At 34.3% G+C, this 17,633-nt stretch carries 16 protein-coding genes and 2 pseudogenes; 8 read left to right on the top strand and 10 right to left on the bottom strand.

Annotation, left to right across the window (positions count from 1 at the left end):
• Window positions 1-7: 7 nt before the first annotated feature.
• Window positions 8-1,759: a dihydroxyacetone kinase subunit DhaK gene (gene dhaK / locus ACUN26_RS01715; protein WP_000720707.1), complete on the bottom strand. Its 1,752-nt coding sequence runs from the start codon at window positions 1,757-1,759 to the stop codon at window positions 8-10.
• Between the two features lie 177 nt (window positions 1,760-1,936).
• Between dhaK and dhaS the strand changes: the two genes are divergently transcribed.
• Both dhaS and dhaQ read left to right on the top strand, forming a co-directional pair.
• Window positions 1,937-2,503, top strand: coding sequence for a dihydroxyacetone kinase transcriptional activator DhaS (dhaS, locus tag ACUN26_RS01710; RefSeq protein ID WP_000204220.1), 567 nt, complete (start codon window positions 1,937-1,939; stop codon window positions 2,501-2,503).
• 19 nt (window positions 2,504-2,522) lie between these two features.
• Entirely contained in the window at window positions 2,523-3,521 is a 999-nt protein-coding gene (gene dhaQ, locus ACUN26_RS01705) for a DhaKLM operon coactivator DhaQ (protein WP_000723337.1), read from the top strand.
• A 111-nt stretch (window positions 3,522-3,632) separates the two neighbouring features.
• Here dhaQ and ACUN26_RS01700 read toward each other — a convergent pair whose 3' ends face one another.
• A complete protein-coding gene (locus ACUN26_RS01700; RefSeq protein WP_000556726.1) occupies window positions 3,633-4,250 on the bottom strand; it encodes a VanZ family protein in 618 nt (205 codons plus the stop codon).
• Between the two features lie 244 nt (window positions 4,251-4,494).
• Here ACUN26_RS01700 and ACUN26_RS01695 point away from each other — a divergent pair.
• The 4 genes and pseudogenes from ACUN26_RS01695 to ACUN26_RS01680 form a co-directional block, all read left to right on the top strand.
• Window positions 4,495-4,596: pseudogene (locus ACUN26_RS01695) on the top strand (TetR family transcriptional regulator); the annotation flags it as partial.
• 194 nt (window positions 4,597-4,790) lie between these two features.
• Window positions 4,791-5,102 (top strand): ArsR/SmtB family transcription factor, encoded by a 312-nt coding sequence (locus tag ACUN26_RS01690; protein WP_000433544.1) that lies wholly within the window; start codon window positions 4,791-4,793, stop codon window positions 5,100-5,102.
• 266 nt (window positions 5,103-5,368) lie between these two features.
• Window positions 5,369-6,544, top strand: a complete 1,176-nt coding sequence (locus tag ACUN26_RS01685) for an MFS transporter (RefSeq protein WP_000757562.1) — start codon at window positions 5,369-5,371, stop codon at window positions 6,542-6,544.
• Window positions 6,545-7,323: 779 nt separating this feature from the next.
• A pseudogene (locus ACUN26_RS01680) lies at window positions 7,324-7,787 on the top strand (Branched-chain amino acid permease); the annotation flags it as partial.
• Window positions 7,788-7,933: 146 nt separating this feature from the next.
• On the opposite strand, the gene ACUN26_RS01675 reads toward ACUN26_RS01680, so the two are convergent.
• Window positions 7,934-8,071 carry a hypothetical protein gene (locus ACUN26_RS01675; RefSeq protein ID WP_002038086.1) on the bottom strand — a complete coding sequence of 46 codons (138 nt, stop codon included), beginning with the start codon at window positions 8,069-8,071 and terminating at the stop codon, window positions 7,934-7,936.
• 733 nt (window positions 8,072-8,804) lie between these two features.
• On the opposite strand from ACUN26_RS01675, the gene ACUN26_RS01670 reads away from it, so the two are divergent.
• A complete protein-coding gene (locus ACUN26_RS01670) occupies window positions 8,805-9,698 on the top strand; it encodes a helix-turn-helix domain-containing protein (protein ID WP_000393592.1) in 894 nt (297 codons plus the stop codon).
• Window positions 9,699-9,931: 233 nt separating this feature from the next.
• Window positions 9,932-10,039 (top strand): YjcZ family sporulation protein, encoded by a 108-nt coding sequence (locus ACUN26_RS01665; protein ID WP_000505673.1) that lies wholly within the window; start codon window positions 9,932-9,934, stop codon window positions 10,037-10,039.
• A gap of 520 nt (window positions 10,040-10,559) precedes the next feature.
• On the opposite strand, the gene ACUN26_RS01660 is transcribed toward ACUN26_RS01665, so the two are convergent.
• The 7 genes from ACUN26_RS01660 to ACUN26_RS01630 form a co-directional block, all read right to left on the bottom strand.
• Entirely contained in the window at window positions 10,560-10,931 is a 372-nt protein-coding gene (locus ACUN26_RS01660; RefSeq protein WP_000620622.1) for an ATP synthase subunit I, read from the bottom strand.
• A gap of 22 nt (window positions 10,932-10,953) precedes the next feature.
• On the bottom strand, window positions 10,954-11,538 hold the full coding sequence (pssA, locus tag ACUN26_RS01655; protein ID WP_000042023.1) for a CDP-diacylglycerol--serine O-phosphatidyltransferase: 585 nt from the start codon (window positions 11,536-11,538) through the stop codon (window positions 10,954-10,956).
• Window positions 11,531-11,989 carry a MarR family winged helix-turn-helix transcriptional regulator gene (locus ACUN26_RS01650; RefSeq protein WP_000198621.1) on the bottom strand — a complete coding sequence of 153 codons (459 nt, stop codon included), beginning with the start codon at window positions 11,987-11,989 and terminating at the stop codon, window positions 11,531-11,533. Before ACUN26_RS01650 ends, pssA begins: the two co-directional genes overlap by 8 nt.
• Window positions 11,990-12,148: 159 nt before the next feature.
• Entirely contained in the window at window positions 12,149-13,588 is a 1,440-nt protein-coding gene (locus ACUN26_RS01645; protein ID WP_000048727.1) for a 6-phospho-beta-glucosidase, read from the bottom strand.
• A gap of 95 nt (window positions 13,589-13,683) precedes the next feature.
• Complete coding sequence (locus ACUN26_RS01640) at window positions 13,684-15,576, bottom strand: beta-glucoside-specific PTS transporter subunit IIABC (protein WP_000873021.1); 1,893 nt, start codon at window positions 15,574-15,576, stop codon at window positions 13,684-13,686.
• Window positions 15,577-15,846: 270 nt separating this feature from the next.
• Window positions 15,847-16,695 carry a BglG family transcription antiterminator LicT gene (gene licT / locus ACUN26_RS01635; RefSeq protein WP_001219852.1) on the bottom strand — a complete coding sequence of 283 codons (849 nt, stop codon included), beginning with the start codon at window positions 16,693-16,695 and terminating at the stop codon, window positions 15,847-15,849.
• A gap of 256 nt (window positions 16,696-16,951) precedes the next feature.
• A complete protein-coding gene (locus ACUN26_RS01630) occupies window positions 16,952-17,308 on the bottom strand; it encodes a DUF4259 domain-containing protein (protein ID WP_000501500.1) in 357 nt (118 codons plus the stop codon).
• Between the last annotated feature and the right edge of the window lie 325 nt (window positions 17,309-17,633).

Genomic DNA, 17,633 nt, shown 5'->3' with positions numbered 1-17,633 from the left:
CTAATTCCTATTTCAAACTACCCGCAATCTCCGTAAAGATAACTCCAAGCGCATGTGCACCTGCATCTGGATAGCCTAAACTTCTTTCACCAACTGTACCGGCGCGGCCCATGCGAGCTACGATTTCTTTCGTGTACTCTGCTCCTTTAACGGCTGCTTCTGCACCTTTTTCAAAGGCAGTTTTCATGTCTACTTCGTTTGAAGCGCTAGCTAACCAAGAATCCACACATGGAGCAAGTGCATCAACAAGTGTTTTATCACCAACTACTGCACCTCTACCGAACGATCTTTCACCGATAGATTGTATGCCTTGCAGTGCTGCTTGCAACATTTCAGCAAATTCTTTCACTGTTAACTCACGCTTCTCGCCTGCTGCTTTACTAGCTGCGCGGAATGCACCGCCCCAAATTGGACCAGATGCGCCGCCGCAATGTTCCATAATAATCATGGAACAACCGTCAAGGAATGATCCGATCGTTACATTTTCTTGTTCTACAATAGAATGCCACTCACGTTTTAATTGCTTAAATCCTTTCGCAACACTCATTCCGAAGTCGCCGTCACCTGCATGTGTATCTAACTCACAGAACGGTACTTCATTTTTAATAATAATGTCGCTCATTTTATCAACGAGATAAATCATGTTGTTTAATGTAATGATATTATCTTTAATCACAGCGTGCTCTTCCGCTGTTTCTATTTCAAATGAAACTTCTTTCTCTTCTGCCTCTTCAAGTACATTCACGTACTCTACACTTTCAACTAGTCCATCTACTTTGAACGCTGGTGTATTACATTCTTTCGATAGTAATGTTTTTAGCTCATCATCTAACTTCATCACTGTTAAAGACATACCAGCCATATCAATACTCGTCATATAGTTACCGACGAATACTCTATTAATTTTAATGTTTCTAGCAGCTAATTCTCTCGTAACTGCGTTATTAAATAAGTATAGTTCTTGCAGTGGTGTACCACCAAAACCATTTACTAGAAGCGCAATTTCCTCGCCATCTTTTACTCCTAAATCTTTTATTAAATCATTTGTCATACGGTTAGCTAACTCATCAGCTGACATCGTTTTTTCACGCTTAATTCCTGGTTCGCCGTGAATACCAACGCCGTATTCCATTTCATCTTCCGCAAGTGTGAAAGTAGGTGATCCGCTCGCTGGAACTGTACAAGAAGTTAACGCTAAACCGATTGTACGCACGTTAGCCGCTGCTTTTTCCGCTACAGCTTTCACCGCGCCTAAATCCATACCTGCTTCCGCTGCTGCGCCGGCAATTTTATGAACGAGAATAACGCCCGCAACGCCGCGACGTCCTACTGTGTATAGACTATCTTCTACCGCAATATCATCGTCAACTTTTACGTAATCGACTTCAATTCCATCTTCCTTCGCTAAATGCGCACCGTTTTTGAAATTCATAATATCGCCGCTGTAGTTTTTAATAATTAATAACGTACCTTTTTTACTAGCTGTCTCTTTAATTGCTTGATATACCTGAATTTGCGAAGGTGAAGCAAACACATCTCCGCACACTGCCGCATCTAACATTCCTTTTCCGACTAGTCCTGCATGTGCTGGCTCATGACCACTACCGCCACCACTAATTAACGTTACTTTGTTTTCGTTCATTTCTTTCTTCTTAATTACTTTATATTTTTTCAAAAGCTCAAGCTCTGGGTGAGCCATAACCATCCCGTTACACATTTCCATAACTAATGTTTCTGGTTTGTTTATAATCTTTTTCATTGTGATTCTCCCTCAATTCCTTTAATATATTGTGATATATTTGAAATCTTCTTCTTACTAACCATGTTAAAATGAAAGCGTTTTATAGTAAACGGACAAAATGGACAATCTGTCTAAAGACACCGCTCTCATTTATAGATAGGATTTTTATATTACTACATTCTAGGGATGATTCAGATGACCTCTTCTATAATTTCTAAAAAGATAATCGCGAACTCATTGAAATATTTAATGGAAACAGAGTCGTTTCATAAAATATCAGTAAGCGATATTATGTTACACTGTCAAATGCGTAGGCAAACTTTTTATTATCATTTTAAAGATAAATTTGAACTATTAAGCTGGATTTATAGAGAAGAAACGAAAGAAAACATTATCGACTTTCTCGACTATGAAACGTGGGAAAACATTTTCGATTTATTATTTGATTACTTTTATGAAAATCAAAAATTTTACCGAAATGCTTTTAAAGTCATTGAACAAAACTCGTTTAATCACTATTTATTTGAGCATACGAAAAACTTATATATGAAGATTATTGATGAACTATCCGTGAGCTGTGGATTCAGCCTTTCTGACGAGACAAAAAATACGATTGCCTCCTTTTATAGTCACGGCTTCGTTGGAACGATAAAAGATTGGATTGAAAGCAAATGCGAAGTAGATCCTTCCATTATGTCTTCTCTCATGAAAAATATGATCAACAATCAATTACTACTATTACTGGAGCAATCAGCAAAGTAATTAAAGGGTGGCAAAAGCAATGAAAAAGATTATGAATGATGTACAACATATCGTTCAAGATATGCTGCATGGCTTTTATTTTGAACATAACGACAAAGTAAATTACGACGAAACAAACAACATCATTTATGTAAAAGATATCGACAAACTGAAGCAAGACGTCGCTATTATAAGCGGTGGTGGTAGCGGACATGAACCTGCTGATATTGGTTATGTAGGAAAAGGAATGCTTACAGCGGCAGTAAATGGCAGTATTTTCACTCCGCCTACAGTAGAACAAATTGTCGCAGCTACTCACCTTATACCAAAGGATAAAAGTATTTTATTCATCATTAAAAACTTTAAAGATGATGTTGAGAATTTTCTAGCGGCGAAGCAAATTGCCAAAGAAGAAGGAAGACAAATTGACCACATCATCGTAAATGACGACGTTTCAATTGAAGATGATGCTTCTTTTAATAAAAGAAGACGCGGCGTCGCTGGCACTGTTTTCGTTCAAAAAATACTTGGTGCGGCCGCTGAGAGTGGACATTCTTTAGAAGAACTAACAACAATCGGGCAAGCTGTCATCAAAAACTTACACACATTAGGAGTTGCCCTTTCCCCTGCCAACGATCCAGTAAAAGGAAAAGCTTCATTCACATTAAACGAAGATGAAGTGTTTTACGGCGTCGGCATCCATGGTGAAAAAGGTTACCGTAAAGAAGCACTATCCTCTTCTGAAATATTAGCAATCGAACTAATGAACAAACTAAAAAGCATTTACCGCTGGAGAAAAGGTGACAACTTCGCCATCCTCGTTAATGGACTCGGCACAACTCCGCTAATGGAACAATACATTTTCGCAAATGATATTCGCCGTTTATGTGAGCTGGAGAAATTACAAGTGAAGTTCGTAAAAGTCGGTACACTGCTAACTTCTTTAGATATGAAGGGTGTTTCGCTCAGTTTGCTTAAGATAGAGGATTTGGATTGGGTGAAGTGGCTGAATGCGGATGTTGGAGTGGGTAATTGGTAACTAAAATTATGATGAAAAAAGCCTTTAGCTATAGCCAGTTAAAGGCTTTTTTTACAAATTGAAATATCGCACGAGCGTTAAAAATAAATTCGTAATCATCTCATTGGAAGATTACAGGTCTCCAGGATAATAAATTAACATCACACCTACAAGTGAGAAAACCAAATAAAAAACAGCTTCGTATTGTATAACTAGAGAAGTGTTAGTATCAAGCTTTTTCCCCTCTCTTTTATCTATCAGTTTAAATAAAACTCTATATAATACATACCCAATAATCGCCCCGAGAGTATTCGTAAATACATCATCAATATCTGTAATTCTACTATTTAGTAATTGACTTAACTCAATTGCAAGTGAAAAAAAGAATCCCGCATATATAGTATTTTTCATTTTTCTAAACTGCGGCCAAATAGTCGGTAATAAAAAACCTAACGGCATAAACAGTACAATGTTCAAAAGGTATGCAGTACTACCTGCAGTATCAAATAAAGTCAAGTTAATTTGACTTACACGAATCCACGTTTCATTTCTACTTATATCCCATACTGTCGCGATCTGCGTCACCCCATACACTAGCGAAAGGTAAAACAGAAAAACATACACCCATAGAAAATGCCAAATAGATATAGTTCTTTTCGTTTTAAAATAAAATCCAATTTGAAATACAATACAAAAAATAACAGTAAAGAAATAAGTATACAAATAACTCATCAAAACTTCTGTATGCATGCAGAATCCCCTAACTTTACATTTTCATCTATGACTTTGTCGTTTTTAGTCTCCTTCATGATGTAACTCATTTATAGGATAGGAAAAACTTCTAAAATAAAAAGTGGGGGAAACATAAAATTTTTCTTAAATCTTCAGTTGGGTTTTATTATTACTCTTCTTAGGAATCCGCCATTGATAGCTAGGCAACAACATGCTTGAACGTAACAAGATTATCATTTTTGCACGTAATCCTCGTAGTACTTTAATCGATGAAACATATATAAAATCATGTGAATCGTTTGTTCAGTTAAAACATGAAATTAAGAAATATATGACGTACTATAATCACTCTTGCTATCAATAGAATTTAAAGAAGATGACTCCTGTTTGCATACAGAAATCATCTTTTTTAGGTTACCTAACTTTTTTTAGAATGTCCTTTACAAAGAGTACAGATCAAGAAGACCTTATGCCTATTCAAAGGGATCAACTATACCTTCTTCCCTTAAAATCACCAAAACCCATTTACAAATCTATAAAAGTAGATATAATATCCTTATGGAACCTTTATTAATTTATAAAGCATTGTCAAATGAAACAAGATGTCAAATTTTATCATGGTTGAAAAATCCAGAAAACTATTTCGATGAAAAACCTTATCTAGAGCAAGGTCTTAACTTTCAAGTTGGAGTATGTGTAGGAGATATCCAGCTTAAAACTGGTTTAGCCCAATCGGTTATTTCTAGTTATTTATTAACTATGAAAAAGGCAGGACTACTAGACTCTGACCGAATTGGAAAATGGACTTACTATCGTCGAAATGAAAAAACAATACAAGAGTTTTCTGAATACGTCCAAAACGAATTATAAAGTGAAAGCTAATAATCAATTAGCATACCAATTGATTATTAGCCTTCACACATTCTGCTTTTTTATAAAATTGCACTACCTATAAAAGCAAGAAACATGGAAAGGAGAAATTTTTTTAACACATCATATCTAGTTATTTAGATATCTGTTATTGTATTTCAAATTACATAGTCCTAATAATATTGACATCCAATCATGCTTGCAATAATGCTTCTTTGTTAATGAATTTACTTTCAAAATACTAGTACGAATGGAGAGTTTTATAAATGAAAAAAGTAAATCCTTTACTTATTCTGACACTCGCAATAGGTGTGTTCGGAATTATTACTACCGAAATGGGTATTGTCGGTGTATTACCACAAATCACTCAGAAATTCGGCATTTCAACTGCACAAGCAGGAATTTTAGTAAGTATATTCGCACTAGTTGTTGCTATTTCTGGTCCGTTTCTAATTTTGCTCGTCTCTGGGATTAATCGCAAAATAATTTTATTAACAGCAATTTTTACATTTGTTATTTCAAATATAATCTACGCTTATACAACACAATTTGAAATCATGCTTATTTTTCGTATTTTACCGGCCGCACTTCACCCACTCTTCTTTTCAATCGCTCTTGTAACAGCTGCTAAACTTGTCCCTCCTGAGAAAAGTGGTCAAGCCGTTACAAAAGTTTTCATGGGAATTACAGTTGGTTTTGCTCTAGGCGTACCATTAACCTCTTACCTTGCAGACCAATTTTCACTAGAAATTGCTTTCTTATTCGGAGCATTCGTTAACACTCTTGCATTCATTGGAATACTAATCTACCTTCCTTCTATGCCTGTTACAGAAAAAATGTCTTTCGGCAAACAAATTCGTATACTCGGCAAACCAGGATTATGGTTAAATATTTTAACCGTCACATTCCTTTTTGCAGCCATGTTTTCCGTATACAGCTACTTCGCTGAATACCTTGCAAAAGTAACTTCCATGAATGGATCTCTCATCAGTATTATGCTATTCATATTTGGTATAGTTATGATTTTAGGTAATCATTTATTTGGTAGTCTCCTGCAAAAAAGTATAGTAAATACAGTACTATCCTTCCCTATTTTATATTCTATCGTTTACATATTGGTTTATTATTTAGGTTCCTACCTTGTTCCAATGATTTTTATAGTATTCATTTGGGGAATCGTGCATGCTGGCGGATTAATTGTTGGTCAAACATGGTTAATAAGTGAAGCAAAAGAAGCACCTGAATTTGGTAATAGCCTATTCGTTTCATTCTCAAATCTCGGAATTACTTTAGGAACAACTATTGGAGGCTGGTTCATTTCAAACTTAGGTATTCACCAGCTTATTTGGAGTGGATTTCTATTCACACTACTTTCCTTTCTATTAGTTATAATAAAACTAAAATTTTTCAATTCTAATAGTCCAGCTTCATTATCAAGCTAGTACATTACAGTTCCAAATTTGATAAAAATATTATAAATTCTTCTCTATATAACATACAGGTTATTCTTCTTATAAGATTTTCCAAACTAAAAAGTATAATGCTCAAAGCCTTTAGCCATAATTACGACTAAAGGCTTTTTTGTATATAAAGTGAAACTTTAATCAGCCGGGGCTTTGTTCATCCCCTCACTGATTATTAGCCTTTACTAATCAGGTTTTTACGGACAGTTAATGCGGGATAAAAATAAATCTCAAAGGAGCTACTACTTTATGGAGCATAATCAAAATGGAATACTTGCTATAATTGTTTTGGTTTTAGGATTAGTGTTTTTTGTTAGTGGAATGGTTTATCATTTATGGGGTTCTTATTAATAGCATGATTGTAATCACCCATCCCCTCCCTCAAGTATATCGTTCCATACTTGAGGGGTTTTTTAAATATGTTAAAAAACCCTTTCTACGACCGTTGGCTGTATTTGGAGTAGCAGCTATATCTTTCATTTTACTAATCATAACAGGAATGGTATTGACTCTAATTTTTATGCGAAAGATCAACATACTACTTTACTCCCAAAATTAAATACCGTTTATAAAGAAACTGATGATAAATCTAAAGAGATTGATAAAGTGAAACTTTAATCAGTAGGGGTTTTGTTCATCCCCCACTGATTATTAGCCTTCACCAATCGGGCGTTTACGAGCAGCCCGACCCCCACCTAACTTCTTTGCTTCCGCTGAATTTTGAAGTGGGGGTCTTACTGCCCGGCAAATAGCGGGATAAATTAAAAGGGGATATATCACTATTGGAAACGCAAAATAAAACGCTAGATGCTAAAGTGAAAAGATTAAAAGATTAAAAGAAGAATTAGCAAAGAAAGAACAACCTAAAAAAGAAGAATCAAAACGAGAAACGCAACAACCTGCTGTTCAACCGGAAAAGAAAGAAGAAGCTAAACAACAACAATCTACAGGTTCATTTGCAAATCCAGTGAAGGATATCAACAAAACCGAAGCAATAAATAGAGTGAAGGAAAAAGCGAAGCAAGACTTCAAAGATGATTACATGACTCAAAACTTTGTTGCTAGTGAGCAAACGAAAGCGTACGATTTCTTATATGGCATTGAAATAAAATCACAAGAAGAATTGAACATGATGAAAAACACATTAAAAGATTTTCCTAACGATTTTATGACAGCTAAGTTTGTTTATGAAGAACAGATGAAAACAAAAAATCAACAATAAACATTTTTAAAGTTCATATTACCTTTATAAGGGAATTATGAACAAAGTAGTGAAGTAAGTGATAGCACTCAGATGAGTGCTTTTACTATGTAGATCAACAAAAGAGAGGAATAAACAATATGAATAGAAAAGCTTTCATTGGATTTCTAAGTACTATCATTATTCCAATTATCAGCATCTACTATCGGCCTAATTAATTTTTCCTTATGCCCTTTAACATCAACCGTTTCAAATTTCTTTAAACTATTACATATGTTTGTACCACGCTTTGTTGATACGTTCACACTTCACAGTTGTTGAATTTTTAGACTTATCCCTTAGTGTACCCATACTATTAGAACATCCTACCATATTTAGACAGAATGTAGCCAACACACATGATATTATTAATTTCTTCAAATAGACAATTCAAACTCTCTTTCGGTTAACGTTTTTTCATAAAAATAAGTTCCGTACTCATTTTACATTATATTAAAAGCTGAAAAATATTCTTATACTCATAAATTGTTACATTTAAAGGTGAGAAACGGAATTTCATAAGATATTATTATTAAAAACTTACATACAATTTAAATATAGCCTCTTATACAAAAAAATTCCAATAAAATATAGATTTGAAACATATTTCTCAATGAATAAAATAACTTAACATGGTAAAATAATATTGGGATGAGAATCCCAATATTATTAAAATTAAGATGGTTCAAGTCGAAGAAAGGCACCTTAGGGTGTCTTTTCTTTATTTCTCAATGTAAGAACTTTAAGGATATGCTAGCAAATTCCCTTTTGTACAATGAAGGAGTAACACCTAATAGTAAGGCCCATCTATTTCCGTAGGTGGGCTTTATGTAATTTTACACTTATGCATGATGGTTCGATTCGGAAGAAGGAGCCTTTTATAATGAAATTTTATAAAAAGGCCTTAAAAAACAATAATTGCAACTATATTAATTTTACATTACATTAAGGATGGAGAATATTATTATACTAATAAAGCGTTAAATAGTAGGGGGAAAAATGGAATTTTGTGATTTGGGTATTACCATTAAAGAACTTCGAATTAAAAAAAATATATCACAATCCGAATTATGTCATGGCATATGTTCACAAAGTCAAATTAGCAAGATAGAAAAAGGTATGATTTATCCATCTAGCATATTGTTATATCAATTATCAGAAAGACTTGGTGTTGATCCAAATAATATATTTGCACTAACTCAAAACAAAAAATTAAAATACGTAAAAAATGTAAAATATGTAATGAGAGATTGTGTAAAGCAAAAACAATATAAAGAACTTTATGAAATAGTAAAAAAAGAGAAAAACGAAAACAATTTCCAATCAACAGAAGATAAACAATTTCTAATATGGTATGAAGCAATTGCTATATATCGTGTGAATAACTCAACAAAAGCGGCTTTAACTCTTCTTAATAATGCATTAAAACTAACTTTAACCAATGTTGATTGTTTATCAGAAAGAGAAATAGATATTATGCAATCAACTGCTATATTGTATGCAGAAAACAAAGAATACGAAAAAAGTATTAATATGTTAAAAAAATGTTTAACTAATTTTAATAAGTTAGATTTTCCTAGAGATAAAGAAATTAAATTAAAAATTATTTTAAATTTAGCAAAATGTTTAGACTTCACCTATCAACATGAAGAAGCAATAAAACACCTTGATAAGGGCATCAAATTAGCTATTAATCTAAACACTTTATACCTATTAGGTGAACTATTCTATTTAAAAGGTCAGTATTTATTAAAGATTAAACAACATGATGAAGAAGATGTTGTGAATAACATGAAAAAAGCATTATTTATATTTGAACTAACAGAAAAAGAACATTATATACAAATGATTAAAGATGAATTGATTGAAATACAAAATAAAAAACACTCATAATTTCGTAAAAACTACTTACAAAGCCCACAGGAAAAATCTCTATAGTTTTTAAACTTAGAACGATATTATTAAAATGAAAGTAGTTCAAGTTGGAGGAAGGTACCTTAGAGTGTCTTTTTTTATTTTCAAAAGGACCTGCTCAATTATTGCATAAAAAACATAAAGTAAATTGAATCCGTTAAAATACATGAGTGACCTTTTGTTTTCCCCTCTTATTAAAAGGAGGAACTATTATGGGATTTGGTGGTAGTTGTGGCGGCTGTGGATTTTCTGGAGGCTTTGCTTTATTAGTTGTATTATTTATTTTATTAATCATCGTTGGAGCTTCTTGCTTCTGCTAAAAAACTATCGGAAAAGACACTCATATATGGGTGTCTTTTCTTTTTACGTTAAAAGGCCCCCTATTTCCGTAGGTGGCCTTTATCTTTATTACACAATATTAAAGTATACTCTCTTTTCCCCGTAAACTTTATGTAATTATACATATTAGTGAAAAAATACACTTAATGAATATTAAATATAGTAAAATATAAATTGTGGACACGTTCTATAAAGCAGATTCTTTTGACAGGCGTAACATATCAATCATTATAGGGGATGTGGCGTTACTCCGATACTGATCTCAAATCTCTTTTATTTTATGAACTAACAATCTGGTGTATATAAACGATTCTGTTTTATAGGTTGTGTTTACATTTATAACAAAGGGGTAATACGGATAGATTCGTATGAAATGAAAATGGTTCAAGTCGGAGAAAGGCACCTTAGGGTGTCTTTTCTTTATAATAAAAAGCTCTCCATACAGGAAAGCTTTTACGTTTATACATGTAAGTCATCCAAATTAGTGATTCACACAACTCTTTATTCCTTCACATCTTTCATGCTGTAATATCCTAAATTAATAATAATTAAGAAATACCCACCCATAATTCCAGCAGCAAATGTCCACATGAAATCATGATGTTCAATTTCATACATAATAATCGCGCCGAGTATTGCGGCTGCAAACCGATTTATCATTCCAAGCATCGGCGCTTTTTCTTTTTTCACAATGCTGTCTCCGAACTTTTCAATACGCCTGCCTAAAATCCAGACGCAATACATACTCACTAAAAGGCCAATGCTTATTCCTACAAACTGGGCTGAAAAAGGTGTCATAAGCCATCCTAATACCATCACCCCTAGCAAACAATACATTTGTATGTTAAATGATCTTAATGCCATACGAATCATGCAATGCTCCTTACCTTTCTCATTAGTCCCATCTTTCGGAGTTCAAGCTTTCCGATATATCTTTTTTAAAATGAGGAAATTTGATTTTGCTCACCATTAAATAAGCGAGTACGCATGTGCCAAACGCCACGGAAACTGGATTATTCAAAAAGCATAAAATGAGGAGACACATTGCCGCGAATGGTATTGGCATTCCGATAAATGTCGGGAGTTTGCTTTGCTGCGTGTTAAATCTCGCAAGCCGAAGCATGCCACAAATACTGTAAGCAAGCGCACATATCATCCCGATAGACTGTAATTCTTTCAATGCGACACTATATGCAAGAATAGACGGTGCCACACCAAAAGTAACTAAATCCGCAAACGAGTCCAACTCTCCGCCAATTTCCGAAACAGCATCAAGTTTCCGAGCGACCATACCATCAAAAAAATCAAATAACATACCTGTAATAATAAAAACTGCTCCTAAATAAATATCGTGAACGAAAACAGCGTAAATAGCCAAAAGCCCACATACAAAATTTGCTATCGTAATCATATTTGGTATGTAACTCATAACATGCTTCTCCTCCTTTCTACTAATTGCTTCATCTAAATTCTTACTCATTACAATCAAGATCCTTCTGTTTTTCTTCTAATATAACTTTATTTATTTTCGTTAACGTATCGGTCATTTGCTCTAAAGCATGTATATCGATTTTCGAAAAGTACTTCTCAATTAATACATCATCTAAATCAGACAACCGCTCTATATACTTACTACCGTTTGGACCAATTGTAAGGAAATACTCCCGTTTATTATTAGGGTTTACTTGTTTCGAAATCATCTTCTGTTTTTCCAATTTCGATAAAACTTGGCTCACAGCACTTTTCGATATATTAAAAGTAGTCGCAATGTGATTCGCTGTCGTATTTTCATTTAAATTAATATGAAATAGCATGCTCTCTTGCTGTCCTGTAAGACCGTACTCATCTTTTAGCTCCTGAAATAGTAAAATGTAAAATTCATTATAAGCCCGGTTCATTTCATTAATTACTTCTTTATACGATCTAGTCATAGCATTCTTCCTCCATGCTGTTATTTCGTTTCGTTATATAGTTAAGTTCACTTAACTTAACTATATAATACCGTTATGTTCGTGTAAAGGGAAATATAGCTCTATCCTTTATTTACAATGAAAAAAGAAGACATCATTTAAGATGTCTCCTTTCCATACTTAAGACTCCAAACTCTCACCATTCGTCTCAATTACTTCTTTATACCAATTGAAACTGTTTTTCTTCGATCTTTTTAATGAACCTTTTCCTTCATTATCTTTATCAACGTATATATATCCATAACGTTTTTTCATTTCTCCAGTAGAAGCACTTACAAGGTCAATTGGGCCCCAGCTTGTATACCCGATAATATCTACTCCATCTTGAATTGCTTCTGACATTTCGATCATATGTTTTTGCAAGTAATCAATACGGTATTCATCATTCACTTCGTCTTCACCATTTAATTGATCGATTGCACCGAGACCATTTTCAACAACAAATAAAGGTTTTTGGTAACGATCGTAAAGTTGGTTCGCTGTAATACGGAAGCCTTTCGGATCAATCGTCCATCCCCACTCTGATTTTTCCAAATATGGATTTTCAACAGAACCGAATACATTCCCGCTCGTTATGCTTTTTAACACTTCTGGATCTGTACTTGTTGCTCGGCTTGAATAGTAGCTAAATCCAATATAATCAACTGTATGCTCTTTTAAAATTTCCTCGTCTTCTTTTTCCATTTCAATTGTTACATTGTTATCTTTAAAGAAGCGTTTTGCGTATCCAGGATATTGTCCTCTTGCTTGTACATCAATGAAGAAGAATGATTCACGGTCTTGTTCCATCGCACGAAAAACATCGTCTGGATTACATGTGTATGGATACGTTGCACCAGCAGCAAGCATACAACCGATTTTTGCGTCTGGAATCATTTCATGACACGCTTTTACAGCTAACGCACTTGCGACAAGTTGGTGATGCGCTGCTTGATACTGAATTTGTTTTTTGTTCTCACCTTCTTTAAATGCTAGCCCTGCACCCATGAAAGGTAAATGTAAAAGCATATTAATTTCGTTAAATGTCATCCAATATTTCACTTTATCTTTATATCTATTAAAAATCGTTTTTGCATACGTCTCAAAGAAAGTGACAAGTTTTCTACTTCTCCAGCTTCCATACTTTTCTACTAAATGAATAGGAACATCAAAATGAGCCATCGTAACGACTGGTTCAATGCCCTGCTTTAACAGTTCATCAAATAAATTATCATAAAACTGTAATCCTGCTTCATTCGGCTTTTCATCTTCACCATTTGGGAAAATACGTGTCCAAGCGATAGATACACGTAGCGCTTTAAATCCCATTTCTGCAAACAGCGCGATATCTTCTTTATAACGATGATAAAAATCAATCGCTTCGTGTGATGGATAAAACTCCCCTTCTGCCGGTGTAAAGGAATGAATATTCCCCTTCATAATATCCCAACGTTTTTCACCAATTGGCAATAGATCAACTACCGTCAATCCTTTTCCATCTTCTAAATATGCTCCTTCAACTTGATTGGCTGCGATTGCTCCACCCCATAAAAATCCTTTAGGAAAAATAACTTTAGACATATAGAAAAACTCCTTTATATAAGAATTAACGAGGAAAGGCATTGTAAGTTTTAAAGAATACCTTTCTTCGTGTGAACCTGTATGAAATGTAACTACTATTTAACTCCTAACTCTAGTAAGGAATCTCCAGCTTGAATCTTTTCTACTTCAGTTTTTTTAATACTATATTTATTATAATTTGTAACAACAACTGGTGTTGTCACAACATAACCCGCCTTTTGAATTTCAGCTATATTAAACTCAATAAGTAATTGCCCTTTTTCTACTCTCGCTCCTTGTTCAATATGAGAGGAGAAAAATTCGCCATTTAATTTCACAGTATCCATTCCAATATGGATTAAAATTTCAGCACCTGAATCCGCCGTAATTCCTACTGCATGATTCGTCGGGAAAAGTGCAGAAATCGTACCTGAAACTGGTGAAAACAACTTTCCTTCTGAAGGCTCAATCGCAACCCCTTCACCTAACGCACCTGATGCAAATGCAGCATCGTCAATATTTTGAAGTGGCATAACGGCGCCATGAAATGGACTCAGAATTGCTTCATCATCGTTTGATGCAGCAATTTTATCAATTGTTTCAGCTGGTTCTGTAGAATCTTTCTTTTTAGTAAAACCAAATAAATAAGTAAGAACAAAACCTACTATTAAAGAGACAACTATCGCAATAATCGCGCCCCAAAATCCAGCTGTAATCCCTTCTTTCGGACTAATGAATGTTGGCAGCGCAAATATACCAAGTCCACCTGTCATATAAGCTTGCGTACCGAATACGCCAAGTATTCCGCCGCCAATTCCTCCCGCAATACAACTCATAATAAACGGTTTTTTAAGAGGAAGTGTAACACCATAAATCGCCGGCTCTGTAACACCGAAAATACCCGAAATAAAAGCTGGAATACTAAGTGTTTTTAATTTCCGATCTTTCGTTTTCATCCAAACTCCAAGAACAGCCCCAATTTGAGCAAATGAAGTAGCGAATATAAGCGCTAATATAGGATCAATACCGTGCACTGCTAAATTGTTATAGCCAATCGGGACAATTCCCCAATGAAGTCCGAAAATAACGAGCACTTGCCAGAAAGCACCAAGTACTATCCCTGCTACTAATGGACTTAAATGATAAACCCAAAGTGTAGCCTGTCCTAAAAATTGACCTGCCCACGTCGCAATCGGACCAATAACAAGAAATGTAACTGGTACAACGATTAGTAACGTTAAGAATGGTAGTACAAATGTTTTCACAACATCTGGAATGACTTTCTTTAAAGACTTTTCTACTTTCGCTCCAAAATAAGTAGCAAGAATAATTGGAATAACAGATGATGCATAGTTCATTAAAATAACTGGAATTCCTAAAAACGTAATATGAATTGGTGATTCAAACATCGTTCCTGCAAATAGCGTATATAATGGCTCACTTGCTTTTAAACCGGATAGAGCCGGATACACTAACGCTCCCCCAATTGCCATACCAATGAATGGTGATCCTCCAAATTTCTTACTTGCTGTATATCCTAAGAAGATTGGGAAGAAATAAAATAATGAATCGCCAACTGCATTTAATATTTGATACGTTCCTGACTGCGTACTTAACCAGCCTAGCGCTACAAATAGTGCATTAAATCCTTTAATCATCCCAGTTGCAGCTAGTACTCCTAAAATGGGAGTGAAAATGCTAGAAAGAATATCTATAAGACTACTCTTTTTCTTCTCACTCGCACTTTCTTCCTCTGTTTCTTGAAACCCTCCAGCAGCAATAACCGCTTTATATACGTCGGATACATGGTTACCAATTACAACTTGATATTGTCCGCCACTTTTCATAACAGTCACAACATCTTCCATACTTTTCAGTACTTCTGTATTTGCTTTCCCCTCATCTTTTAACTGAAATCGTAAGCGAGTTATACAATGTACAACGCTATTTATATTTTCTCTCCCGCCAACATGTTTCAGTATGTCCTTTGCTAATTTTTCATACTTCATAGTTATTTCTCCTCCCTACAATCATTCCATTTATCATTTTTATAAAGTGAAACTGTAATCAGTGGGGGTATTCATCCCCCACTGATTACTAGCCTTCACCAATCGGGCATTTACGGCAGCCCGACTCCCACATAACTTCTTGGCCTCAGCCGAATTTTGAGGTGGGTAAAAGAAAAAACCTAAACTAACCGTAACGACGTGATACATACGAATCACTCCATTACAAGTCAATTTAGGTTTTGCCTGCCAAACAGTAACAATCCTGTTTATTCAATTACATAATTCATTGCGTTTCGTTACACGGTGAATGTGCAACGTTACATACACTTTTTCATCTTTTGAAAGATGACTATTATGTGCTTTTTGTAAGTATGCTTCAATTTTTTCTGTACAACAATATGCCTCTTCATACTTACTTTTCACTTGCTCGTATAAAAAATCATCCTCTGCCGAATGCAATTCCTTCTGCATTAAACGCTGGGCAAAGTATCGTAAATGCGTTACGAACCGACTATAATTAAATGAATTTTCATCTAAGTTCATCTTATAGTGGTACTTTACAACATTTAAAATATCTTGGACGATTTTCGTCATCGCCACCGTTTGCTGCATTGCCGGCTCTCCTTGCTGCGCATTCACGAAATGCAAGGCAATTGACCCTGCTTCATCTTCAGAAAGTCTAAAGCCAGTCTCCTCTTCAATTATGTTCAAAGCTTGTAGACCAATTTCAAACTCTTTCTGATAAAATCTCTTAATCTCCCAAAGCAAAGTATTTTTCAGATCCATTCCTTCTTTATGCCGAGTTAAGGCGAAACTTAAGTGATCCGTTAATGTAAGATAAATATAATCACTTAAAGTCCCCGGCAAAACTGTCTTAGCAAACTGAATAATTCTCTCTGTAATCTCTAAATTTTCTACAGGAATTTCAGTTAGTAACCTAGCGAGTTTCTCTGATAATTCTCTTGTTTCTAGTACAAAGGTCTTTTCTATCTTAGATTCATCAATCGCATCGCCTACTTTTTTCTGAAACCCCAAACCTCTGCCCATAAGTACAACTTCTATCTCATTATCCTTCATCGTACAAACAACATTGTTATTTAAGATTTTATGGATTCTCATATTGTTCCGCCTTCTTCTTCTTAAAGTCACAAAAGGTAATAAAAAAACCTAAACTGATTCCAAAAGCTACACTACACCCGTAGCCTCTAGATCAATTTAGGTTTTGCCTGCCGAACAGTAACAATCCTTTTACTTATTAACTTACTTTTATTATACACAACAAGTAAGCGTTTGCAATAATAAATTATTGAACATTTTTTTACAAGAGAAAACAAAGACTAATCATTTCAAAAAGTATTTTTCCTTTTTCGATATACTAATAGTTTATCAGCTGTTGTTTTAATGTATTTAAAACTTTCTTTCTCTCTTCATAATCTTCTGCATCAGCTTCTTCCCAAAGTTCAAGATCAGCCCCTCTCTCAATTAATACAATCGCATTGTTGCGAACCTCATCCTGAAGACACCCTTTCTCCAATTGTATTGCCGCAAGACCAATATATACTAAAGACATAACCTCTAAATCTTCATCTATATCAAACTCATCTAAATACTCTTCTAAAACGAGCTTAGTTGCTTCTTCTACACTATTATCTTCTTCTAAGTACTCAATAAACTGTTCTTTCACATCACAAGTTGTATCATCATCAAATAACCCAGTTCCCCAAGCGCCCATATTCCACAGCCCCTTCTTTGTACTTTTCTATTATATTTCAATCTTAAATATAATAGAAATTCATTACAAGGCTAGTTATATACATCATTATATTTTACAATTACTATAGGTAATATGTATATTTTACCACATGTATCATTCTGAATAATCAAACAAAATTATCGATAAAATTCCATATAGACCCATTACTGGTTAAAATGTTATAATTAAATCACCCTACATAGTTACTCATAGTCAGACTGAGGAACTAGCGTCTTATTAAGCAATGCGCATAACTTAAATAAAAAAGACACTTTACAGTGTCTTTTTTATTTACATTCTATTC

The organism is Bacillus sp. WC2503 (assembly GCF_052682895.1).
This window is presented reverse-complemented; position numbering and strand designations above follow the sequence as displayed.

Coding starts and splice junctions, on each gene's coding strand:
- ACUN26_RS01670 (WP_000393592.1), top strand. CDS start 8,805: ATGGAATTTTGTGATTTGGGTATTACCATTAAAGAACTTCGAATTAAA.
- licT (WP_001219852.1), bottom strand. CDS start 16,695: ATGAGAATCCATAAAATCTTAAATAACAATGTTGTTTGTACGATGAAG.
- ACUN26_RS01645 (WP_000048727.1), bottom strand. CDS start 13,588: ATGTCTAAAGTTATTTTTCCTAAAGGATTTTTATGGGGTGGAGCAATC.
- ACUN26_RS01690 (WP_000433544.1), top strand. CDS start 4,791: ATGGAACCTTTATTAATTTATAAAGCATTGTCAAATGAAACAAGATGT.
- ACUN26_RS01650 (WP_000198621.1), bottom strand. CDS start 11,989: ATGACTAGATCGTATAAAGAAGTAATTAATGAAATGAACCGGGCTTAT.
- dhaK (WP_000720707.1), bottom strand. CDS start 1,759: ATGAAAAAGATTATAAACAAACCAGAAACATTAGTTATGGAAATGTGT.
- dhaQ (WP_000723337.1), top strand. CDS start 2,523: ATGAAAAAGATTATGAATGATGTACAACATATCGTTCAAGATATGCTG.
- ACUN26_RS01700 (WP_000556726.1), bottom strand. CDS start 4,250: ATGCATACAGAAGTTTTGATGAGTTATTTGTATACTTATTTCTTTACT.
- ACUN26_RS01630 (WP_000501500.1), bottom strand. CDS start 17,308: ATGGGCGCTTGGGGAACTGGGTTATTTGATGATGATACAACTTGTGAT.
- ACUN26_RS01660 (WP_000620622.1), bottom strand. CDS start 10,931: ATGATTCGTATGGCATTAAGATCATTTAACATACAAATGTATTGTTTG.
- ACUN26_RS01665 (WP_000505673.1), top strand. CDS start 9,932: ATGGGATTTGGTGGTAGTTGTGGCGGCTGTGGATTTTCTGGAGGCTTT.
- dhaS (WP_000204220.1), top strand. CDS start 1,937: ATGACCTCTTCTATAATTTCTAAAAAGATAATCGCGAACTCATTGAAA.
- ACUN26_RS01685 (WP_000757562.1), top strand. CDS start 5,369: ATGAAAAAAGTAAATCCTTTACTTATTCTGACACTCGCAATAGGTGTG.
- pssA (WP_000042023.1), bottom strand. CDS start 11,538: ATGAGTAAGAATTTAGATGAAGCAATTAGTAGAAAGGAGGAGAAGCAT.
- ACUN26_RS01640 (WP_000873021.1), bottom strand. CDS start 15,576: ATGAAGTATGAAAAATTAGCAAAGGACATACTGAAACATGTTGGCGGG.